This window comes from Aminobacterium mobile DSM 12262 (assembly GCF_000526395.1).
Lineage (GTDB): Bacteria > Synergistota > Synergistia > Synergistales > Aminobacteriaceae > Aminobacterium > Aminobacterium mobile.
Window position 1 is genome coordinate 19471 of sequence record NZ_JAFZ01000003.1, and the last position, 17259, is coordinate 36729.

The 17259-nt window shown below is 45.9% G+C and carries 18 protein-coding genes; 15 read left to right on the forward strand and 3 right to left on the reverse strand.

The window, feature by feature from the left end; genetic code table 11:
* Positions 1 to 70 precede the first annotated feature (70 nt).
* Positions 71 to 541, reverse strand: a complete 471-nt coding sequence (locus K360_RS0108935) for a chemotaxis protein CheW (protein ID WP_024822820.1) — start codon at positions 539 to 541, stop codon at positions 71 to 73.
* Positions 542 to 740: 199 nt separating this feature from the next.
* Here K360_RS0108935 and yedE point away from each other — a divergent pair, with 199 nt between their 5' ends.
* The 5 genes from yedE to K360_RS0108960 all read left to right on the forward strand — a co-directional run bounded on the left by yedE (position 741) and on the right by K360_RS0108960 (position 7289).
* Positions 741 to 1832: a YedE family putative selenium transporter gene (yedE, locus tag K360_RS0108940; protein WP_024822821.1), complete on the forward strand. Its 1092-nt coding sequence runs from the start codon at positions 741 to 743 to the stop codon at positions 1830 to 1832.
* Positions 1833 to 1843: 11 nt separating this feature from the next.
* Positions 1844 to 2062: a sulfurtransferase TusA family protein gene (locus K360_RS0108945; protein ID WP_024822822.1), complete on the forward strand. Its 219-nt coding sequence runs from the start codon at positions 1844 to 1846 to the stop codon at positions 2060 to 2062.
* Positions 2063 to 2179: 117 nt separating this feature from the next.
* Complete coding sequence (locus K360_RS0108950) at positions 2180 to 3277, forward strand: NAD(P)H-dependent flavin oxidoreductase (RefSeq protein WP_034327061.1); 1098 nt, start codon at positions 2180 to 2182, stop codon at positions 3275 to 3277.
* 62 nt (positions 3278 to 3339) lie between these two features.
* Complete coding sequence (locus tag K360_RS11095) at positions 3340 to 5625, forward strand: mechanosensitive ion channel domain-containing protein (protein WP_024822824.1); 2286 nt, start codon at positions 3340 to 3342, stop codon at positions 5623 to 5625.
* Positions 5626 to 5630: 5 nt separating this feature from the next.
* On the forward strand, positions 5631 to 7289 hold the full coding sequence (locus K360_RS0108960; protein ID WP_024822825.1) for a M20/M25/M40 family metallo-hydrolase: 1659 nt from the start codon (positions 5631 to 5633) through the stop codon (positions 7287 to 7289).
* 84 nt (positions 7290 to 7373) lie between these two features.
* On the opposite strand, the gene K360_RS0108965 is transcribed toward K360_RS0108960, so the two are convergent.
* Complete coding sequence (locus K360_RS0108965; RefSeq protein WP_024822826.1) at positions 7374 to 8468, reverse strand: putative NPN-dependent ornithine cyclodeaminase; 1095 nt, start codon at positions 8466 to 8468, stop codon at positions 7374 to 7376.
* Positions 8469 to 8657: 189 nt separating this feature from the next.
* Between K360_RS0108965 and K360_RS0108970 the strand changes: the two genes are divergently transcribed.
* The 5 genes from K360_RS0108970 (at position 8658) to K360_RS0108990 (ending at position 13109) form a co-directional block, all read left to right on the forward strand.
* Positions 8658 to 9770 (forward strand): ABC transporter substrate-binding protein, encoded by a 1113-nt coding sequence (locus K360_RS0108970; protein WP_051461166.1) that lies wholly within the window; start codon positions 8658 to 8660, stop codon positions 9768 to 9770.
* Positions 9771 to 9850: 80 nt separating this feature from the next.
* Complete coding sequence (locus tag K360_RS0108975; RefSeq protein WP_024822828.1) at positions 9851 to 10732, forward strand: branched-chain amino acid ABC transporter permease; 882 nt, start codon at positions 9851 to 9853, stop codon at positions 10730 to 10732.
* An 8-nt stretch (positions 10733 to 10740) separates the two neighbouring features.
* Complete coding sequence (locus tag K360_RS0108980; protein ID WP_024822829.1) at positions 10741 to 11607, forward strand: branched-chain amino acid ABC transporter permease; 867 nt, start codon at positions 10741 to 10743, stop codon at positions 11605 to 11607.
* Positions 11591 to 12370, forward strand: coding sequence for an ABC transporter ATP-binding protein (locus K360_RS0108985; RefSeq protein WP_024822830.1), 780 nt, complete (start codon positions 11591 to 11593; stop codon positions 12368 to 12370). Before K360_RS0108980 ends, K360_RS0108985 begins: the two co-directional genes overlap by 17 nt.
* Entirely contained in the window at positions 12363 to 13109 is a 747-nt protein-coding gene (locus tag K360_RS0108990; RefSeq protein WP_024822831.1) for an ABC transporter ATP-binding protein, read from the forward strand. Before K360_RS0108985 ends, K360_RS0108990 begins: the two co-directional genes overlap by 8 nt.
* Positions 13110 to 13314: 205 nt before the next feature.
* Here K360_RS0108990 and K360_RS0108995 read toward each other — a convergent pair whose 3' ends face one another.
* Positions 13315 to 13596 carry a MoaD/ThiS family protein gene (locus K360_RS0108995; protein WP_024822832.1) on the reverse strand — a complete coding sequence of 94 codons (282 nt, stop codon included), beginning with the start codon at positions 13594 to 13596 and terminating at the stop codon, positions 13315 to 13317.
* A gap of 147 nt (positions 13597 to 13743) precedes the next feature.
* On the opposite strand from K360_RS0108995, the gene K360_RS0109000 reads away from it, so the two are divergent.
* Genes K360_RS0109000 through K360_RS0109020 form a run of 5 tightly spaced genes read left to right on the forward strand, consistent with a single transcriptional unit; the run spans position 13744 to position 17165 of the window.
* Positions 13744 to 14166 (forward strand): RrF2 family transcriptional regulator, encoded by a 423-nt coding sequence (locus K360_RS0109000; RefSeq protein ID WP_024822833.1) that lies wholly within the window; start codon positions 13744 to 13746, stop codon positions 14164 to 14166.
* A gap of 18 nt (positions 14167 to 14184) precedes the next feature.
* Complete coding sequence (nifS, locus tag K360_RS0109005; RefSeq protein ID WP_024822834.1) at positions 14185 to 15375, forward strand: cysteine desulfurase NifS; 1191 nt, start codon at positions 14185 to 14187, stop codon at positions 15373 to 15375.
* Positions 15376 to 15379: 4 nt separating this feature from the next.
* Positions 15380 to 15811, forward strand: coding sequence for a Fe-S cluster assembly scaffold protein NifU (gene nifU / locus K360_RS0109010; RefSeq protein ID WP_024822835.1), 432 nt, complete (start codon positions 15380 to 15382; stop codon positions 15809 to 15811).
* Between the two features lie 11 nt (positions 15812 to 15822).
* Entirely contained in the window at positions 15823 to 16602 is a 780-nt protein-coding gene (locus K360_RS0109015) for a HesA/MoeB/ThiF family protein (protein WP_024822836.1), read from the forward strand.
* Positions 16599 to 17165, forward strand: coding sequence for a DNA-3-methyladenine glycosylase I (locus tag K360_RS0109020; RefSeq protein WP_034327064.1), 567 nt, complete (start codon positions 16599 to 16601; stop codon positions 17163 to 17165). Before K360_RS0109015 ends, K360_RS0109020 begins: the two co-directional genes overlap by 4 nt.
* The last annotated feature ends 94 nt before the right edge of the window (positions 17166 to 17259 follow it).

Below are 17259 nucleotides of genomic sequence, written 5' to 3' on the forward strand. Positions count from 1 at the left end.
CTGTTCAGCACTCCAAAAGTTGGACAAAGAAGCCAGCATTTGGAGGTGCATTTCAAGCCCCCCTCTTTTTTTATGCGGTGGTTTCTACTTCGCTAAGCTCCGCTTGCTCTTCAAAAGAAAAAACCTTGTTAAGATCAAGAATGATGATCAGGCGTTTCTCAACTTTAGCAACACCGGTAATAAATTCCTGATTCATTCCCATGGCGATCATTTGGGGAGGTGTCTCTACTGCGCCGTCTGGGATCCGCAGAATTTCACTGACCCCGTCTACGAGAATTCCTACCATCTGAGATTCCATATTGACAACAATAATTCGTCGCTGTCCGTCATCTTCCACAGTTGTGTTTCCAATTCCAAAACGCTTGCATAAATCTACGATAGGAACAATCTGCCCGCGGAGGTTTACAATCCCTTCAATAAAATTCGAGGCTTGAGGAATTTTCGTAATTTCCTGAGTCCTGACGATCTCTCGTACTTGTGAGATGTCGATGCCAAATTCTTCGCTGCCAAGAGCAAACACTACTAATTGTTGTTCAGCCATATCCTTGTCTTCACCTTCCTTTGTGAGGATCAGAACTTCAACCTATATTAATAATAGCAAAGAATCGGAAAATAATCGTGTCGAGTTGCATAAAATCTTTGATAGTGGTAATAATAAATATTAGTAAAAGTAATAAAATAAATACCGGTTAGCTATATTAATAGCAGTTTTAATTTTCTTAATGAGAGAGGTGCTTTGTATGAAAAGTCTTAATTCCCTTCTCATGTCTCGCATTGGACCTATCATCACAGGCGGGGTTGTTGGGCTTCTTGCCGCTCTTCTGGTGCATTGGGGAAATCCGGGCAACATGGGAATCTGTGTCGCATGTTTTACCAGAGATATAGCTGGTGCTCTAGGGCTTCATCGGGCAGCTGTGGTTCAGTATATTCGTCCGGAAATAGCCGGCTTTATTCTCGGCTCTTTCATTTCAGCTCTTGCGTATCGCGAATATGTTCCTCGCAGCGGGTCTTCTCCAGTGATCCGTTTCTTTTTGGGCATGTTTGCGATGATAGGGGCTTTAGTTTTTCTTGGTTGCCCATGGAGAGCGTATCTCCGGTTAGCCGGAGGAGATTGGAATGCCATTGCTGGCATTGCCGGTCTTGTTGCGGGCATAGGTATTGGTATTGTTTTCTTGTGGAAGGGCTTTAGTCTGGGGCGTTCTTATGAGTCAGCGAAACCATCAGGCCTGTTTATGCCCATAGCAGCTGTGGCTCTTCTTGTTTTGCTTATTATGGCGCCAACTTTTGGTCCTGAAGGTTCTGGCCCTATCTTTTTTTCGGAGAAGGGCCCGGGGGCAGCTCATGCTCCTCTTATGGTGGCTCTTGCTGTAGGCCTTATTGTTGGATGGATGGCGCAGAGGAGCCGTTTCTGTACAGTAGGAGCTATTCGTGATCTTATTATGTTGCGAGATGCTCATCTATTTAACGGAGTTTTGGCTTTTATCGTCGTAGCTTTTGTGGCGAATATGGCATTAGGACAGTTTCATCCTGGCTTTGAGGGACAGCCTGTGGCTCATTCCAATGCTCTTTGGAACTTTATGGGGATGGTTGTGTCTGGCCTGGCCTTTACGTTGGCAGGCGGATGCCCTGGCCGTCAGTTTATTATGAGTGGCGAAGGTGATGGCGATGCTGCTGTTTTTGTGCTTGGAATGCTTGTTGGTGCGGCATTTAGCCACAACTTCAATTTGGCTAGCTCTCCTGCAGGGACAGGCGCCTTTGGTCCATCTTCGGTTATAGTCGGCTTCATTTTCTGTCTCGCCGTTGGATTTATGATGCGAGAGAGATTGGATTAGGAGGAAATAAGATGAGCGAATCTCGTATTGTTGATGCTCGAGGCCTTTCTTGTCCCCAGCCAGTTCTTGAGACGCGGAAAGTTCTTAAAGATTTGACTGGTGGCCGGGTGGAAATATTAGTAGACACTGTAACATCTCGGGAAAATGTGGCTCGTTTTGGGCGAAGCCAGAAATGGAACGTTGCCATCGACGAATTTGAAGGTGGATATAAAGTGATTCTTACGAAGTAAATGCCTATGGATACTTTATTTTTGAATTCTTTTGTTGAAGCGAGTCTCCCTTTTAGGATAGAATAGGCAAGCTTGTCTAAAAATAGCAAAGGCAAGATCTATGCTAAAAGAGGAGAGATGTTGTTGAGCCGTTCCATTCCTGTTTTAAAAGTGGGAAAGTATCAGCCGCGTTACCCCCTGGTTCAGGGGGGGATGGGCGTCGCTATATCCGGCCCGAATTTGGCGGGACATGTGGCGCGTTATGGAGGGGTCGGCACGATTGCCAGTGTAGGGTTAGCCTGTACTGAACCTTATTACAACGGTCATAACTATTTTGAGGCTAATCAGAGAGCGGTCAAAGAGGGGCTCATACGAGCTCGAGAGATTACAGGAGAGTCGGGCGTTCTCGCTGTCAACTGCATGGTGGCCCTTACTGACTATGAACTCCACGTGCGAGCTGCGTGCGAGGGCGGAGTCAATATTATTATTTCAGGAGCTGGGTTGCCCATCAAGCTTCCTGACTATACCAAGGATTTCCCCGATGTAGCGCTCGTTCCTATTGTCAGCTCTACGAAGGCTGCGAGTCTTCTGGCCCGTCGGTGGGAACGTTTGTACCATCGTCTTCCTGATGGCTTTGTAGTGGAAACGCCTCTTTACGCAGGAGGACACCTTGGGGTAACAAAAATGGAGCAAGTAGAGAATCCAGAATTTTCCCTGGATGTAGTAATACCAGAGTTAGTAGAGTATTTAGAGAAAGAGCTGAAAGCTCCGATTCCTATTATTGCTGCAGGAGGAATCTGGACAAGGGAAGATGTGGAACATGCTTTTGATCTTGGTGCCAGTGGCGTGCAAATGGGAACCCGTTTCGCCTGTACTTTTGAAGGGGATGCATCAGATCGTTTTAAGCAGGCATATATTGACGCTACAGAAGATGATGTTGTGATTATTCAGAGTCCAGCAGGTCTTCCGGGCCGAGCCATTCGGTCTCCCTTCATAGAGAAGTACTTAAACGGCGAAGTAGGGAGAAAACCGTGTATTGCTAACTGTCTAACCCATTGCCGTTATCGTACGGAGAAAAAGACATTCTGCATTGCGCAAGCCCTTATGGATGCCTACTTCGGTAATTGGGAAGAAGGATTATTTTTCTGTGGCTCCAATGTGACGAAAATTACCAAGATGGAACATGTAGCAGATATTATTGAAGAACTTTTTGGATCAAACGAGGGGAATGAGTAATTCTCCCTTAGGCGAACTCTTCCTAGAGTAGAGTTCGCCTTTTCTTTCGGGAGTGGTGTACAGTGTTTAGAAAAACCTTTTTTTCAGCAAATGTCTTCATGCTTTTGAGTGTACTATCCCTTCTATTCTTAGCGTCTGCGGCTATGGCTCAAGTCCCTTCGCTCCCTTCACAGCTCGCCACAGAAGAGTCTACATCTCAAGAATCTCCGTATACAGTAGAGAAGGTACAGGCACGAGTAGAAGAGATACAAAAGAATATTGATAGTTTACGAGCTTCAGAAAAACAGTTGACATCGGAACAAGGTGGGCTTTCGTCATTCCAATTTCAGGAGCGTTTAGGCCTTTTTGAATCGCTGTTGACCCTATATCGGCGTTTCCAGTCTCTTTCAGATCGTATTGCTCAATTGCAGGCTGATTTTGACCGTAGGCAGAGCGATATGAAGAGAGATGTGGCTGCTTTCGTAGAAAAAAAGCCTCCCTACTCTCTTAGTTTTTATGAGGGCTATAGAGAACACCTCGATCCTATTTCCCAGGAAATCGATACTATAAGTTATGGACAACGTTTTGTTGAAGGCAGTCTCCCTTCTCTTCGCGATAGGGCAAGGGTTGATGAACAACGTCTCGTAGCCTTGGAAGAGGCATTGCAAAATGGGGGGACTTCCGAGTGGGAGAAACAACAGGCAGAATTACAGCTTGAAAGGGATCGTTTGCTATTTGCCTCAGGAGAAAAGTCCTTGGAAGAAAGCCGCCTCCGCCTTAATCTTTTAGAGATGGACAAGAAAAATTTGCTTGATGGGTTGAAATGGATTGGGCAAAATCTTCAATATGATGAGGCAGATCTGAACAGGCAGATCGATCAGATAAAAGAGAGAGAAGCAGATCTTCAGCGTCAGGCAGATGAGCTGAGGAAAGACCTTAATACAGCTACAGAGGAACTGGTGAACGCACAAACCCACTTCGAGACGGCGCCGGAAGGAGAAAAGAAAGATATATATAAGGCTGCCTTAAAGGAAAAAGAAGTATGGCAGACATACTATCAGACGGCCCTTGACCAAACAGATCAGGCGAGGCTCTGGGAGGAAGAGACGAGAGAAATTTGGGAAGCTCGATATAGGTTACTGCAGAAAAAACTTCCTACGGAAGAGCTCGTGAAACTTCAAGTAGATGTGAACGTCCGAAAGAAAAACCTCGACAGCTTGTTGCTTGGATTGCAGAAAAAACAAATTTCCTTGCAATCGAGGCTTTTATCGGTAAATAATCTTTATGCTTCTCAAAATGAAAGTTCTCAAGTGTTGAAGTTCCTGAAAAGAGAGAGCGATGGATTAAAAAAACAGGCAGAACTTAATACCCAATATATGTCTCGGTTACTAGGGGTATCTATGCTCAATAATCGCTTGCTTGAAGAGGTAGACAGCCGACTAGGGTCGGTAACGCTCACGGAAAAGGTTTCTTCAGCAGGTCGTGAGAGGGTTTTGGCGTTTCTTAATTTCCAGTTATGGTCTGGGAACGGCTATACCATTACAATTAAAAAATTGATCCTGGCAGTTATTATTGTACTTTTGGGGTTGCTTATAAGCCGTAAAGTGACCAAGTGGTTTACGAAGCGTCTTCTTGAACGATTTGAGATGGACCCTACCGCAGCTATGGCGATACAGAAAGGGCTTTTCTTTTTCCTCACCTTTCTTTTTGTCCTCATGGCTTTAGATATGGTAAATATTCCTTTAACGGCTTTTGCCTTTCTAGGTGGTGCTCTTGTTCTTGGCCTTGGCATTGGCGCTCAAAATTTTTTCAGCAACCTTATCAGCGGTTTGATTCTCTTTATGAGCAAGCCCTTCAGACTACGAGATGTGGTGCAGGTTGATGATGTTCTCGGTACAGTTGAAGAGATAGGGGCACGTTCTACCAGAATTCGTACTTTTGATAATGTAGACGTGCTTGTTCCGAATCGATATTTTTTGGAGAATCGAATTATAAACTGGAATCTTTCCGATCAGTTGCTTCGAGGGGTTGTAAGCGTTGGCGTGGCTTATGGCTCTCCAGTAAAGGACGTAGAGAGGCTTCTTCTTCAGGCAGCAACGTCTCATCCTAATGTGCTTTCTATGCCAGAACCCTATGTAGTGTTCCGAAATTTCGGTACCAGTGCTCTTGAGTTCGATCTCTATTTTTGGCTGGACATGCGCCAAACGGCTCGTTTTAAGGTGCAAAGCGATCTGCGTTATAAAATACTTGATCTTTTTGAAACGCAAAAAGTTTCCATTGCCTTCCCTCAAATGGACATTCATCTCGATGCAGCGGCTCCTCTTCCTGTGACAGTAACGCATGGGGAAAGGGATAATAGGAGGGAATAAAACTCATGGGACAATTAGTTCCGTCCCCACCTGAACTTCTGTCCTTGTGCCTAAAGCTAGTTTCTTTTCCGAGCGTTACCACATTGCCGGGAGAAGAAAACAATGTAGGGCATTATATATATGAGTGGGTAGCTTCTTTACCCTACTTCCAATCTCATCCTGAACATATAGTCATGATTCCAGTAGAAAATGACCCTTTGCAGCGCTTTTGTGTGGGAGCTTTTCTTGAAGCGTTCCCTTCGTGTAGCCAAACCATTATTCTTACAGGTCACTTTGATGTGGTAGGAACAGAAGGGTTTGGCTCACTTGCTTCTTGGGCTTTTGAGCCCCAAGAGTATATGGCTCGAATTCAAAAGGAAATGTTGCCTTCCGATGTTAGACGAGATCTAGAGAGTGGTGAGTATCTTTTTGGTCGTGGTATTGCCGATATGAAGTATGGCTTGGCATTGGAAATGGCATGTATGAAGATGTACGCTCAGGCCAGAGAGGAGCTTGGTGCAAACCTGTTGTTTCTTGCCGTATGTGACGAAGAAAACATGTCTTCCGGCATGCGAAGTGTTGTACCGTGGCTTCGTCGTTTTAGAGAAGAGAAGGGTCTTCAATATATAGCCTGTTTGAATACAGAGCCTTCTGTGGGAGAGCCAAAAGAAAAGGGAGCTCTCTATTTGGGAACGATTGGCAAACTTATGCCTGTTTTTCTTTGTGTAGGGCGAGAGGCTCATGTGGGAGAGTATTTTAAGGGGGTTAGTGCAACTCTTATGGCGTCATGCCTTACCGTACTTATAGAGGGAGATGAAGAGAGCGCTGATACATGGCGTGGTTTTTCTTTCCCCCCAATGGCTGGGTTGAAGCTTGCAGATTTACAAGATGGTTATTCTGTTACTCTTCCAGAAATGGCGGTCACTTTTTTCAATAGCCTTCTCGTTACGAAGTCTCCTCGGCAACTGTTGGCTTATATGAAACAACGAGCGCAAGAAGCGTTACAACAGGCTCTTGCCCTTCGTGAATCGTCGGGAAAAAAACTGGCCCCATCTCTTTTTGATGGAGAGCCGGAGCGAGGGGCCGTTATAACGGTGGAAGAACTACTCTGTGAGGTTGCCAGAAAACGAGGCCTTTCCCCTAAAGCTCTTATGAAGGAAATAGCGCTCTCTATTCATGATGGAAAAAACATTCATCAACGAGGTATAGAGGTAATGCAAACCCTTGCCCGTCAATGGGGAAGAAAGGGTCCTTTTATTGTTATAGGTTTTTTGCCTCCTTATTATCCCTCTCGGTGCAATAATGAAGAGATTGCCGGGGAGAAGGGGATGCGCCTTTTATGCGAAGAGCTTGTCCAAAAGGGAAAGAATATTGGATTCTCCCTGGAAGTGCGAGAAATTTTTGAGGGAATTATGGATCTTAGTTATTTAGGGTTTCAGGGAAATTTAAATGATCTTGAAGGGGTGGCTCAAAATACCCCTCTTTGGAATATAGACTATTATTTCCCTTCGGAAGACATTTTATGCCTTCATATCCCAATTCTGAATATGGGACCTATAGGGAAAGACGCACATCAATCTACAGAGCGGCTCTACCTTCCCTACGCTCTTCACGGTCTTCCCCTTCTTTTTGTTGAGGCGTTGGAGCGAATTCCGGACCTTTGTAAAGAAACAAACGTTGAATAAAACGCAATGGGTCTCCCTTGTAGTGGAGAACTAAAATTAATAATTTCCCTCAAACCTCATGTATCTCTCTTCCCGTTTTATGCGCTAGGGAACAAGATTATTGCGAAGATGAACCAAAAAGTCCTGCACGTTGGTCACGATGGGAGTGACCGAGAGAGTTCCCCGATCCCGAAGCTTATTTACTGCGAATTCTGATACGTCAACGGAATAGATATATACAGGGCGGATCTTCCCCTCTTTGCATGTGAATGCAGGAGTCATGTTCCCGGCAGCAATAGTATGGAGCTGGGTAGCGAGAGCGATCATGGTTGTAGCTTTGCGGGTATGTGTTCTCATGGCATCTTGAGCCTCGTATACATCCCCGATAACAGGCGGCAGCGGGCCATCGTCCCGTATAGATCCGGCAAGTACAATGGGAACGCCCTTTTTAAGAGCAGAATAAATAACGCCATCTCGAATATCTTCTTCTCTTATAAGCTTCTCTAAAGAGCCGTAATTTCGCGCAGTGTTGAGAAGATCCAGGTGATTGTAATGACCGAGAGGCTGTTGGGCCTGGGTATAAATGTTTTGACCAAGAGCTGTTCTCATCATGCCACCTTCTAGGTCGTGGGTGGCGAGGGCGTTGCCAGCCAGGAGGGCATGAGCATAGCCATGTTCTATCAGTTCCGACAGGGCGCTTCTCGAGTCGTGATCGAAAACTACAGCTGGACCTAGAACCCATACAATGTAACCATGGTCTTTTTCATATCTTAAAAGTTCGTAAAGCATGTCGTAATCTCGTGAGTAGGCAGTCTCCCTGGATCGGCCAGTACGAAAGGAGAAAATATCTTGGTTTTCCTTCACGTTCGTTGTCTTGAAACCGTGGGAATGGACGTATATTCCTTCGCTTCCATCTTCATTTCTTCCGACGAAAACCATATCTCCAATATGAAGATGGCGAAACTCTACAGCCTCCACAACAAGGCCCTCACGAAGAACGGGGACGCAGTCCATTCTGCTTTCAGAAACAAGAATCCATTGCCCTCCAACCTTGAAGTACTCGGGGAAAATAGAAAGAGCGTGGTAATTGGAAGGAGCTACGCCTTCTTTCTCTACTGTTTTTACTGTTGCTTCCCGAGCGGAGAAGAAGGGCTCTTTTTGGAAGTCTGGTTCAATATAAATGGGTAATTGAAAAGACATACCTTTTCCCTCCTGGATGTTATAATTTATAGACTATTAGGAAAATTTCAATTGCATTACGACTTGTTTTCTCTGTACAATGATTATACCTCACAGCAAACTTTCTATAGGAGGTGGTACGTGGTGAAAGGAAGCAGTATCTGTTTGAAGAGAGTGGTAGGGCTTGTTGTGCTTGGGCTTCTGTTGGGGATGGTTCTCCTTGCCCCAGCTGCTGCAGAAGAGAAACCAATTAAGATTGGTTACTTGGCAGCTCTTACCGGGGATTGGGCGGCGTATGGGCAGACTGAAGAAAAGACGGCTCGTATGGCAGTGGATGAAATCAACGCTCAAGGAGGCGTTTTGGGGAGAAAACTTGAACTTGTAGTGTACGATTTCAGAACCAGGGCTGAAGATGCCGTGAATGCCGTGCGGCGCATGATAGAGGAAGACAAAGTTGTCGCCATTGTAGGAGCAAATGGCAGTGGTATTAATATTGCAACGGCTCCTCTTGTGAACAGATATGAAGTTCCGCAGATTGGTACTGTCTCTACGAATCCGCTGGTGACGGTAGACGAGAAAGGGAAGGTCCGTCCTTACTCTTTCCGAATTTGTTTTACTGACCCCTATCAGGGGAAACTTATTGCCTATTTTGCAGCCAATGAATTAAAGCGAATGAATGCAGCAATTCTTTATGATGTAGGGAATGATTACTCTCAAGGCCTTCGGGAATTTTTTATGAAAAGCTATGGGGAATATGGTGGGAAAGTTGTAGCTGATCTCGGTTTCCGTGGAGGACAGGATGTAGATTTTAGAGCCCAACTCACGGAGATACGAGACAAGAAAGCTGATGTGCTGGTACTTCCCAACATGGGAAAAGAAATGGCTCTTATTATGAAACAGGCTAGGGAGCTTGGATTAAAAGACATTATTTTTGTTGGTGGGGATGGATATGGCGAGTTCATGTGGGAAATAGCTGGGCCCGCAATGGAAAACTCCTATTGGATTAACCATGTAGCCCCTGAAGATCCTGCCATGCAGCCCTTCTTCAAGGCCTATAAAGAAAAATGGAAAGATGAATGTAAAGAGTTTGTGAATGGTGTTTTGGGCTATGATTCTATCTATTGGCTTGCCGACGCTATTGCCAGGGCGGGGAAGGATGATCCTAAAGCTATTCGTGATGCCTTGGCCGCTACATCTGGTCTTGTACTTCATCATGCTACCATTACGATCGATCCCGAAACGAATACTCCCAAAGACAAAGATGGCGTAGTCCTCATTGCGAAAGACGGACGAGGGCAGTTCTTTAAGAAGATCAAACCTTAGAAAAACGAAGAGATTACCTACTATACGGGGCGGTCTTTATAGAGCCGCCCCGTTTTCTTAAGGAAGGAGTGAGACGATCAATGGCTACTTTGTTGCAGCAAGTGATTAACGGTCTTTCCCTTGGTTCTGTCTATGCTCTCATTGCCGTGGGGTATTCTCTTGTCTACTCCATTCTCCTTTTCTCAAATTTCGCTCATGGAGGATTCCTTGTTATTGGCGGCTATCTTTGTTATGGAGCTCTGAAAACATTAGGGCTCAGTATATGGGTGGCGGGCTTTATTTCCTTGCTGGGCGCCGGGGTTGCGGCAGTTGTGACTGAGCGTATTGCCTATAAGCCTATTCGTGAACGAACACGGGTTACTCTCTATCTTTTAATTGCTTCTATGGGCATGAGCATTGTGATTGAAAATATTTTTGTCATTGTGGCGGGAGGGCGCTTTCGGGCCTTGCCTCCCGTTATTCCAACCCAGCCGGTCCATCTTTTCAATATTGCTACAACTAGTGCTTTCGATCTGCTTTCTTTTGTCGTGGCATTGGTGGCCCTGGGCTGCTTGCAAATTTTCCTTACAAAAACCAAATGGGGATTGGCTATACGGGCAGCAGCTTGTGATCTGCGTACTGCCGGGCTCATGGGAGTGAATGTGAATCTTCTCGTGTCAATTGTCTTTTTTGTGGCAGGGGCTTTAGCAGCTATAGGGGGAATATTCCTCTCCGTTCGTTATACTCTCTACCCTCAGTTGGGAGCCATTACAATCAAGGCCTTTGTGGCGGCTGTCATTGGCGGGCTGGGATCTTTGCCTGGAGCTGTGGTGGGGAGTTTGATCCTCGGGTTGGCAGAAATGCTGACAGCAGGCTTTATATCGAGCCAGATGAGAGATTTGGTGGTTTTCTCACTTCTGGTTATAACCCTTCTTATTCGTCCTACGGGGTTGTTTGGTAAACAGGTTGGCGAAAAGGTGTAGGTGGGGCTATGTCTGGATATACTGAAGGTATTATTATTCTTCTTTGCATCAACGGCATTGCGGCTATGGGGGTTTCTCTTTTAACGGGTTTTACTGGCGTATTCACGTTAGGGCACGCTGCCTATATGGCTTTGGGGGCTTACACATCTGCCATTCTTACGGTGCATTATGGATTGCACTGGTTCCCGGCTATTCTGTTAGGTGGAGGGGTGGCGGTTCTGGTGGCTTACGGCATAGGAGTTCCTACGTTGCGTCTTATGGGAGATTATTACGCCATTGCATCCATTGGCTTGGGTGAGGCTATTCGTTTGATCCTCGAGAATTGGCAGTCTCTTACGCGAGGGGCCCGGGGATATCCTGGCATTGAGCCCTACACAACTCTTCCTGTGGCGCTTACCTTTTTTGTCATTATGGCCATATGCATGTTTAATTTTATTAAAAGTAGATACGGCCGATCTTTCAAGGCCTGTCGTGATGATTACGTTGCCGCATCTCTCCTCGGACTTCCTACAGCAAAGATACGAATCCTCAGTCTCATTATATCGGCGTTTTATTGCGGCGTTGCTGGTGCCCTGCTGGCTGGATTCCTTTCTTTTATCCAACCTATTATGTTCGATATGCTTAAATCTACAGAACTTACGGCTGTCGTGGTTTTTGGTGGTTTGGGGTCTATGACTGGCACCCTTGTTGGGACAGTGGTCATTACATTGGTTACGGAACTCTTTCGTCCCATCTCCCAATATCGCATGCTTATTTATGGTGCAGTGTTAGTTGTTATTATGGTGCTTCGTCCGGAGGGGATTATGGGAGGGCTTAATGGCGAAGATCTTACGAGAAAGTTTTTCAGGAGGAAAGACCATGGCGGCACTCCTTGAGTTAGATAGAATCAACAAATCTTTTGGCGGCGTTCAGGCTGTTCAGAATATGAGCTTTATGATGGGTGAACGTGACGTAGTGGGGTTGATCGGTCCTAACGGAGCAGGAAAAACCACAATCTTCAACATCATTACCGGTGTATATGCCCCTGATTCTGGTCGCATTCTTTTTGAGGGGGAAGATATTACATCCCTTAAAACGTACGAGATTATTCAAAGAGACATAGCGAGGACCTTCCAGAATCTGCGTCTTTTCCCTCGTTCCTCTGCTCTTGAGAATGTGATGACCGCAGCTCAGTGCCAAGAACCCTATTCTTTCGCTGAGGCGGTAACCCATATGGGACGATGGAGGGAAAAAGAACGGAGTATCCGTGATATGAGCATGGAGCTTCTGCAGAGGGTGGGGCTTGCCGATCGGGCATTACAACCTGCAGGTACTCTTCCCTATGGTTATCAACGGCGACTTGAGATAGCCAGAGCCCTGGCTTTGAATCCGCGACTGTTACTTTTAGATGAACCAGCCGCGGGAATGAATCCCGAAGAAGTGCTGGCTCTTAATGAGCTGATTCGAGAGATTCATAAAGATTTTCCTCTGGCTATTCTCGTTATAGAGCATCATATGGATCTGGTTATGGAAGTGTGTCCTCATATTATTTGTATGAATTTCGGGGCTAAAATTGCGGAAGGGTCCCCTGAAGATATTCAGAACGATCCGGAAGTGCTTAAAGCGTATCTTGGGGAGGAGGAAAATCATCATGACTGAGCCTCAGCAGTGTCCTCTCCTCAATGTCCATAATTTGCAGGTAAGCTATGGGGCGATTCGGGCATTACGGGGAGTGTCTCTTTATGTAAATGAAGGGGAAATTGTATGTGTTATTGGAGCTAATGGTGCAGGGAAGTCCACTTTGATGAATGCTCTCATGGCGGAGGTTCCGAGAGAGGGAGGCGAAATCCTTTTTGATGGAGGTCCTTTGGCTCGTCGAAGTTATGATGTAGTGAAACAGGGAGTGTCCCTTGTTCCTGAAGGGCGGCGAGTGTTTGTTTCTCTTACAGTCTATGAGAACCTGATGATGGGAGCTTTCCCAAGGCGGGACAGGGGACAGATTCGGGAGGATTTAGAGTGGGTTTTCTCGCTCTTCCCTAGGCTGGAAGAGCGAAAGAGCCAATATGCGGGTACTCTTTCCGGAGGCGAACAGCAAATGCTGTCTATTGGCCGGGCTCTCATGTCTCGTCCGAGGCTTCTTCTCCTCGATGAGCCGTCGCTGGGGTTGGCGCCTATTATCATAAAAGACATTTTTAAGGAGCTGAAAAGAATTAACTCTGAAGGAGTAACAATTCTTCTTGTGGAGCAGAATGCCCGACAGGCCCTTCTTTTATCTGATCGAGGCTACGTGCTTCAGACAGGAGGGCTTATTTTGGCAGGAACTTCTTCCGAGCTTTTGAATAACCCGGATATTCGGGGTGCCTATCTCGGCACTGGACGGAAAAAAGGTCTTCTGTAAAGGAGAAGAGAAGTCCGTATACGTAAGAAGATATATTAGATGTAGGTTGCGTAAAAGCAGGGGCTTCCCATTGTAAAAAGCCCCTGCTTTTTTATTGAGCAAATATATATTATTTCCCCTGTCTGGCTTAACAGTTTGCTAGCACAAATCATCGGCAAAGTAGAGTGGCCTCGTGTCACTAGCCAGCTAATGCATAAGCTTCCTTTTACCCTCCCCCGACAGGTGGGAAAATATTAACAGTGTCACTGTCGTTCAGAGGGGTGTCCAGCCCTTGTAAATGGACGATGTGTTTCCCATTCACCATAATGATGGTGCCCATTAAAAGCTTTTTTGGCATGTCGTTGCCAGACCAAATCCACTTGTCAAATTTCTCTCCGTATTTTTCCGAGAGATCTTTCAGAAGATCTTTTACAGTGGGAGGCGCCGGGATGTTAAATTCTTTTTGACCAGTAGCGTACATAAGAAAAGCATGTACTCGAAGTATCATTTGTTGCTCCCCTCCTTTCCCTATACGTATTATCTATTTTCGAGATAGAGTTTGCAAATCCCATCAATATATTCTTGACAAATATGGTAGGGTATAGTATGAATAGTTGCGCAGTAAAGTTCTCGAAGAAAGAAGGTGAACAGCCCCGTGAAACTGTCTACAAAAACAAGGTATGGTCTTCGGGCCATGTTAGAGCTTGCTCGGCAATATAATAAACAGGAGCCGGTAAGTATTACGGAGATAGCTGCAAAAGAACATATTTCCGAGCGATATCTGGAGCAGCTTTTTCTGAAGCTGCGAAGACAGGGGCTGGTGGAGAGTATCCGAGGCCCGCAGGGAGGCTATCTCCTGAGCCAATCTCCAGAGAAGATAACAGTGGCTGCAGTTGTAGAAGTGCTGGAGGGCCCCATCTACTTGGCAGATTGCCTTGAAGGAAGTGAGTGCCTTAATGAGGATAGCTGCCCGGCGCGAAACCTGTGGGTACGGTTGCGCAACAGTATTGATGAGGTATTAGAATCAACGACATTACGAGATTTAATTGCGGAAGATACACCCGCGGAAATAGAGTGAGAAAGGCAGGATCAGAAGATGAGTCGACAGGTATATATGGATCACGCCGCAACAACACCAGTTGCTCCAGATGTATTCCATGCCATGGCCCCTTACTTTACAGAATCTTTTGGGAACCCTTCTTCTCTTTATACGTTAGGCCAGCAAAACAAAAAGGCCATTGAAGAGGCAAGAGAGAAAGTAGCTCGTGTTCTCAATGCTTCCCCGGCAGAGATTTTCTTTACAAGCGGCGGAACAGAATCTGATAACTGGGCGTTGAAGGGAGCGGCTTTTACATATAGAAACAAGGGAAATCATATTATCACTACGAAAATTGAACATCATGCCATTCTCCATTCGGCAGAGTACCTCGCACGTTTAGGCTACGATATTACATATCTGGACGTAGACGAGGAAGGGCGTGTCTCCGTTGAGGATGTGGCGAAAGCTATAACTGATGGAACAATTCTCGTTTCAGTTATGTTCGCTAACAACGAGATAGGAACGATCCAGCCTATAGAAAAGATAGGAAAACTGTGTAGAGAGCGCGGCGTTTTGTTCCACACCGATGCCGTACAGGCTGTGGCCCATGTCCCTATCGATGTGAAGGCCATGAATATTGATATGCTCTCTCTTTCAGCACACAAGTTTTATGGGCCGAAGGGAACCGGTGTAATGTTTTTAAGGAAAGGCGTGAAGCTCGATAACTTTATCCATGGAGGCGGCCAAGAGAAAGGCCGACGGGCAACGACAGAGAATGTTGCAGGAATTGTTGGTTTGGGTGTAGCTATCGAACGAGCCGGGAAGAAAATGGTCGAAGAACAGAAGAGACTTTCAGCGTTGCGAAATAAGCTCATAGATGAAATTATGAAGCGCATTCCCTATGCAAGAGTCAATGGAGCTCTTGGAGATACGCGGCTTCCAAATAACGTGAATGTGAGCCTTATTGGCATTGAGGGGGAGACTATGCTCATGGATCTCGATATGTTCGGCATATCTGCCTCCACAGGAAGTGCTTGTTCTTCAGGTTCTCTGGACCCTTCCCATGTGCTTATGGCTATAGGGCTTTCTCACGAGATGGCCCATGGGTCTCTTCGGTTAACTCTTGGAGAATCCACAACAGATGAAGACGTCCATTATGTAGTGGAGAAACTTTCAGGTATTGTGGAAAGACGAAGGAATATGTCTCCATTATGGGAAGATTTTATAAAAGCTCAGGAAAGGAGCTAGTGCCATGCTATATAGCGATAAAGTGATGGATCACTTCCAGAACCCTCGGAATGTGGGAGAGATTGTAGACGCAGATGGTGTTGGCGAGGCTGGGAATCCTAAATGTGGTGACATTATGAAAATATATATAAGAGTTGAGGATGACCATATAACGGATATTAAATTTAAAACCTTTGGATGTGCCTCAGCCATAGCCTCGTCAAGTATGGCGACTGAACTGGTGAAAGGGAAGAGCGTAAAAGAAGCGTGGGATCTTACCAATAGTGCTGTAGCCGAAGCTCTTGATGGGCTTCCTCCAATAAAAATGCACTGTTCAGTACTGGCCGAGGAGGCAATCCACGCTGCTATTAATGATTATCGCCATCGTCAGGGACTGGAGCCATGGGAAGAGAAGAGTCACGACGAGTTGGTGGAAGAACATTCTCACCATCATTAAGGAAGAAAGTAATGGAAGTTGTTTCCCTGGCCGAGATTGAGAGTCGAAGTCGACGAGAAGGAATTTCCCGCCGAGAAGTGGAGATTTCTTTGTTGGAGCAGAACCTGATCCCTGAACGATATGAGAGAAATATAGGGACATGGGGAGTAGAGGGCCAGCTTCGTTTGGCTCGCTCCCGCGCCCTCGTGGCAGGCTGTGGAGGGTTAGGCGGAGTTATTATAGAGGTGCTCGCTCGAGCTGGCGTGGGAAGGTTAACAGTAGTAGACGGTGATTCTTTTGTTCCAAGTAATTTAAATCGGCAACTTCTTGCAATGGAAAAAAATCTTGGCGCGAACAAAGCCCAGGCGGCTCAACTGCGAGCATTGGAAGTGAATGGGAGCGTTGACGTCCGTGTAGTGACTTCTATGCTTACAGAACAGAATTGCGAAGAACTTCTGGACGGACAAAATATAGCTCTTGATGCTTTAGACAGTAATTGGGCGAGGAAAATTCTGTATAGCGGATGTGAGGCAGGGCGGATTCCCGTTATTCATGGGGCTATTGGAGGGATGGTTGGGCAAGTAGGACGATTCCTTCCGTGGGAGCGTACCCATTTTGATCTTTTCGAGGGGAAACTTCCGGATCAGGGGATGGAGGTTGTGGCTGGAACTCCGAGCTGTACTCCTTTTGTCATAGGTGCTATGGAGGCGTCAGAAGCACTTATCTACCTTTCTGGCTGTGGCCCTGTGGCCTGGGGAACTCTTACATGCGTGGATCTTACAAATTTAAGTATGGAGACATTGGAGCTATGAAGATTCAAAAACATCGTTGTCAGTGGGCTGAGGGGGATCCCCTTCTTATAGACTATCATGACAATGAGTGGGGAAAACCGGTTTTTTGTGACGTCACTCTTTTCGAGTTTCTCGTTTTAGAGGGGGCCCAAGCTGGCTTGAACTGGCTTACTATTTTGAAGAAACGAGAAGGGTATAGAGAAGCTTTTGAGGGTTTTGATCCTGAAAAAGTGGCTCGATTCGGCGAAGAGAAGATAGTTGATTTATGTAAGAACCCTTCCATTATCCGTAACCGATTAAAGATTGCTTCTGCTGTGAATAATGCCCGTTGTTTTTTGGATGTTGAGAAGGAGTATGGTTCCTTCGCTTCTTTCCTCTGGGATTTTGTTCACGGATCGCCTGTAGTGAACCGATGGGAGAGAATGGAAATGGTTCCCGCTCAGAGCACCCTTTCCGAGAAGGTCAGCCGGGCTTTGAAGAAGCGAGGATTTACTTTTGTCGGGCCTGTTATTTGTTATTCTTATTTGCAAGCTGTAGGTATTATTGACGACCACGTTAAAGATTGTTTCTGTGCAGTTTCGTAGATAGAGAGAAATGAAGCCCGTAGAAGAGGGGGGTGTCAAGAAAACATATTGCAGGTTGACGCAACCTCGCTACGGTTAACTCAATATATTTGTT